Below are 3958 nucleotides of genomic sequence, written 5' to 3' on the forward strand. Positions count from 1 at the left end.
CACTGGGAAAGCCCGCACCACCCGGCGACACGGGACCACCCCGCCATACCCAGAACCACACAACCGGATTCGCGACGCAATCGCATCTCAACGCACGACTGCCATCACCCTCGACGAAAAATCCGGGCTAGCTTTTGCTCGGCATAAAGCCAACGGACATGCCATTTTTGCCAAAGGTCAACTGGCGCTGCTGCTTGGCCGGCCCACCGAAGACGGCTTCAAGCCCGCCGACAAGAGCAACGTCCAGCGTGCGATCCGTGCGGCCATTAGCAACAAATGGCTAGATCCTGAGTCCTGTTCTGAATGCTTAGTCGTTCCCTCCCATGCCGTCCAGGGGGGACTGGGATCTGAAAATGAAAAATGTTCAGTGCATGACCGCAAAGCGCATTTGCGACAAAGCCGTAAGGCCAAGTTGGACACCTCTAAAGATAGATCATAGAGAGGCTCGACAAAGGTGCAGGTCAGCGCGTTGCAGGTAGGTCACTCAGTGACCACGAGGTGGGTCAGTAAATGACCTACCTAGGGGCTAAAGGTAGGTCAATCAGCGACCTACCTTCTGGGGTAGGAGCGGGGACGCAATGAAGATCTACACCCGTCACCGTTGCGACCGGAACCACACTACCGCAAGAGCTTTCGTCAAATGCGCGGTGCCACGAGCAAGCATCGTAGGGAACGGCGAGTACGCCACGATCTACTGGTGTGAGTATCCCGCCGCCGTGCTGCTCTCTACCGACGAGGACGCCGCCGTTGACCGCCTCGACGACGCATGCGACGGGCGATGCGTGTTTCGGCACGAGGTCATCAAGATCGACCTAGAGAACCAGAAGAGGATGCAGTTTGTCTGACATCACCGCGACCACACTCGCCGGATTCGGTGGATTCATCGTCGCCTCCAAAGACGGCTGCGAACGGGTGCTCAGTCTGGTCACCTCGGCGGGTCAACTGCTGCACTTCGCCCTTACCCGCGAACAACTCTCAGCCCTGGTGTCGAAAGCCATTGAGTTACAGACCATCGAGCTTGAGGCCGGCGAACTGCTGCACGAACTCAAGGTGTACGGCGAATAGTGCGCAGCGTAGGTGACCAAGCCCACCGTGCCCTGTTCCAGCGGGCAAGACGTAGAGGGTTCACCCTGCCACGTAGGCAGATGGAGCGACCCCATTGGTTTGGACGGCTGGACCCCTCGGCGATTCGGCTTCTCATCGAAACGACCGGACCGGTGAGCGAGTATGACTATCGGTTACTCCACCACACCGTGTCGGGCTTTGACCGGCCCCGGCTCCTGCTCGAAACGTGGCGGCTCCGATTCATCGATCTCGCCACCCTGCGGCAATATTTGCGGCTCGCTTGGTTTGACTGCGAGTTCCCCTATGACGCTCTCGCAGCGGAGGAATGGCGCGAGATCTTCGACGCGGCAGGCTTCACAGACGACGGTCAGCCAGCCATCCCGCCAGATCGCATCCGCCTCTATCGCGGCGCACCGTATCAGTACCGGCGAGGTTGGGCGTGGTCTCAGTACGCTTTCGTCGCGCTTGCCTATGCGAGACAGCAGCGCCGAAGCTCGAACGGATCCGGGCCGTCGATGCTGTGGACAACTGTCGCCCCCGGCTCAGCACTACTTTTCGTAGGCGACATTCACCGCGAATATGCTGTCGACACAACAGATCTAGTCATCGCACCGGCTGACGCCGTCATCGACCCCGACGACTATGCGACGTATGAAGAGTACATGCGGGCATTCGCTGAACGGTCAGTGCGGATGCGGCGATGGTGAACCTTCCGCGCCCCGTAAACATGCTTCACTCCTCGGAATGGGCTAACCATCGCCTGCCCAAACGCCTACTGGACCGTCCGACTACAGACGGCCTAGAGGACGCACTAAGAGCGATAGCGGACCTCACCGCGCCAGTTGACCCGTGGGTGTTCCTCGACAAGGTTGGGTGTCTCGGATGGGCTTCTGTCCTGTATGCCCTGCATGAGCGGAACCTGATCGCCACCTACGTGTTACGGCACTGGCTCTGGCAGGCGTGGATCTTCAGCGGTAACCCCCACCTGGCAATCTCACGTGAGCACTGGCGCGCGATGTTCCGGCTAGTCGGCTACAACGTTCAAGGCCGACCCGCTCAACCGCAGAGCATTCGTCTCTACCGTGGCTCACCGATAGCTACCCGCTACAACTGGTCGTGGACCTCAGACCTTCGCATCGCGTGCCAGTTCGCACAAGCCCGCCACGTCACCCAATGGGCGAAGGGATACGTGTGGACCGTAGACGCACCCGCCGATGCGCTGCTCTGCCACATTCCGCACCTTTCTGAGTACGTCATCGACACCACAGGGTTGGTGATCGGGTGAGCGCGCCTAGGTACATCTGCGTCGGCTGCGGTGAACTCATCACCCGTGGATCACGCTGCGCAGAATGCAAACCCAAACGCACCGCACCAGCTACACACCACCCGGCACTGTCCACGCACCGATGGCAGCGACTCTCCAAACGCCTACGCGCCTCCTCGCCCTTCTGCGAGCAATGCAACGCCAGTGAACGGCTACAGGTAGACCACATCATCCCGGTCACTGAGGACGTCTCACTCGCCTACGTCATCGAGAATTTGCGCGTGCTGTGCGCACCCTGCAACGGCCGGCGCAAAGACCAGTGCACCGACGACGAACGGGCCGCAGTCCACGCCCGCATCGCTGCCCGCAAGGCGCGAGCATCGAGACACGCGACCTGCGGAAATGCGAGACCGCGAAATGCGGTGGTCTGACCTGCACAAACGTTCGATGTATTGAGCGGATGCGACCCCTGGGGGATAGCCCCTGAACTGCGGTTTCCCCGACAGTTCGCGCCAAGCGCAGGGACAATTACTCTCCGGTCACCAGACTCCCCCCTGCGCGCGGCTTCGCTGGCAATTTCCTCTTGCCGTCAACCGAAGTCCAGGTATCGGCAGTGAAGACTTTGACCGTTCCGTCCTCGCGGTGGATCGCCAACTTGCCGTCTTTTCGTTCGAAGAATTCGTCGCCTGCGCCGTCGAAAGATTCGGACGACCCGTTTGACAAAGTTACCTTGACTGCCATAGCTGAAAGTTTGCCATGAAGGCGGGTCCGAAGTCCGTCACCGACGAGAGCGTTTTGCCCTTCGATTGCGACCTCAGAGGCGCGGAGCGTTTCGCCGCCTGGGTTGAGACGTTTCTGATCGTGCCCAAGGGTCACGGTGTCGGAGAACCAATGCGCCTGCGTGGCTGGCAGGTTGAGATGTTGCGCCCGTTCCTGGACCCCGACCCGCGTCCGGTCGTCGGCGGGATCATGGCCCCCAGGGGTACTGGTAAAACTCAGCTACTCGCCGCACTCGGCCTGTGGTCGGTGTTCGATGGGCCTGACGGTAACGAGATCCCGATTGTCGCCGTCGATGAACGGATGGCGCTGCGACTGCTGAAACCCGCAATTCAGATGGTCGAACTTAACCCTGAGTTGTCCGCCCGCTGCCTTCTCTACCGGGACAGGATCGAGATACCGGGTAAGCGTTCAACATTGACTGCCCTGCCTGCTGAGGCCAAACGCATTGAGGGACTCGGAACGTGGACGTTGGCCCTGGCTGATGAGCTAGGCGAGATCGACTCCGACACGTGGTCGACACTGCTGTTGGGCGCTGGGAAGCTCGATGGCGCGATGGCTCTGGGGATAGGGACCCCGCCCAATAGGGATACGTCGGTGTTGACTGATCTTCGGGACGTGTGCCGCGCCAATCCTGATGACCCAACGATGGCGTTCGTCGAGTTCTCCGCTGACGGTTTCGAGCATCACCCGCCCGAGTGTGTCCATTGTCTAGAAAAAGCGAATGTCGGCGGACATGAAAAACTGCCCACCGGCGGACATGAAAATGCCCAGTAGCGGCCAATAAGAACTGCCCACCGGCGGACACGAAAGTGCCCGTCGGCGGCCATGAATCTGTCCAGACCCCCTTTT

Annotated in this window: 8 protein-coding genes; 7 read left to right on the plus strand and 1 reads right to left on the minus strand. The window is 60.2% G+C overall.

All coding sequences use genetic code 11. The features are described 5' to 3' along the window. The 6 genes from ACXMYJ_RS28665 to ACXMYJ_RS28690 form a co-directional block, all read left to right on the plus strand. The coding region (locus ACXMYJ_RS28665; RefSeq protein WP_460359489.1) for a hypothetical protein at window positions 1-439 on the plus strand (439 nt) is incomplete at its 5' end. Between the two features lie 139 nt (window positions 440-578). After that, window positions 579-845 carry a hypothetical protein gene (locus tag ACXMYJ_RS28670; protein ID WP_443189355.1) on the plus strand — a complete coding sequence of 89 codons (267 nt, stop codon included), beginning with the start codon at window positions 579-581 and terminating at the stop codon, window positions 843-845. Beyond that, the gene (locus ACXMYJ_RS28675) at window positions 838-1065 is read left to right on the plus strand and encodes a hypothetical protein (protein WP_460359490.1); all 228 of its coding nucleotides are present in this window, start codon (window positions 838-840) and stop codon (window positions 1063-1065) included. Before ACXMYJ_RS28670 ends, ACXMYJ_RS28675 begins: the two co-directional genes overlap by 8 nt. Before the next feature lie 152 nt (window positions 1066-1217). Continuing rightward, window positions 1218-1772, plus strand: a complete 555-nt coding sequence (locus tag ACXMYJ_RS28680; protein ID WP_460359491.1) for a hypothetical protein — start codon at window positions 1218-1220, stop codon at window positions 1770-1772. Window positions 1773-1918: 146 nt separating this feature from the next. Continuing rightward, complete coding sequence (locus ACXMYJ_RS28685; protein WP_460359492.1) at window positions 1919-2350, plus strand: hypothetical protein; 432 nt, start codon at window positions 1919-1921, stop codon at window positions 2348-2350. Further along, the gene (locus ACXMYJ_RS28690) at window positions 2347-2760 is read left to right on the plus strand and encodes an HNH endonuclease signature motif containing protein (RefSeq protein ID WP_460359493.1); all 414 of its coding nucleotides are present in this window, start codon (window positions 2347-2349) and stop codon (window positions 2758-2760) included. The genes ACXMYJ_RS28685 and ACXMYJ_RS28690 overlap by 4 nt, the downstream gene beginning before the upstream one ends. 97 nt (window positions 2761-2857) lie before the next feature. Here the strand turns inward: ACXMYJ_RS28690 and ACXMYJ_RS28695 are convergent, their stop codons facing one another. Continuing rightward, the gene (locus tag ACXMYJ_RS28695; protein WP_460359494.1) at window positions 2858-3070 is read right to left on the minus strand and encodes a hypothetical protein; all 213 of its coding nucleotides are present in this window, start codon (window positions 3068-3070) and stop codon (window positions 2858-2860) included. Window positions 3071-3085: 15 nt separating this feature from the next. On the opposite strand from ACXMYJ_RS28695, the gene ACXMYJ_RS28700 reads away from it, so the two are divergent. Further along, window positions 3086-3883, plus strand: coding sequence for a hypothetical protein (locus ACXMYJ_RS28700; RefSeq protein WP_460359495.1), 798 nt, complete (start codon window positions 3086-3088; stop codon window positions 3881-3883). The last annotated feature ends 75 nt before the right edge of the window (window positions 3884-3958 follow it).

This window comes from Mycobacterium sp. ZZG, assembly GCF_054786995.1.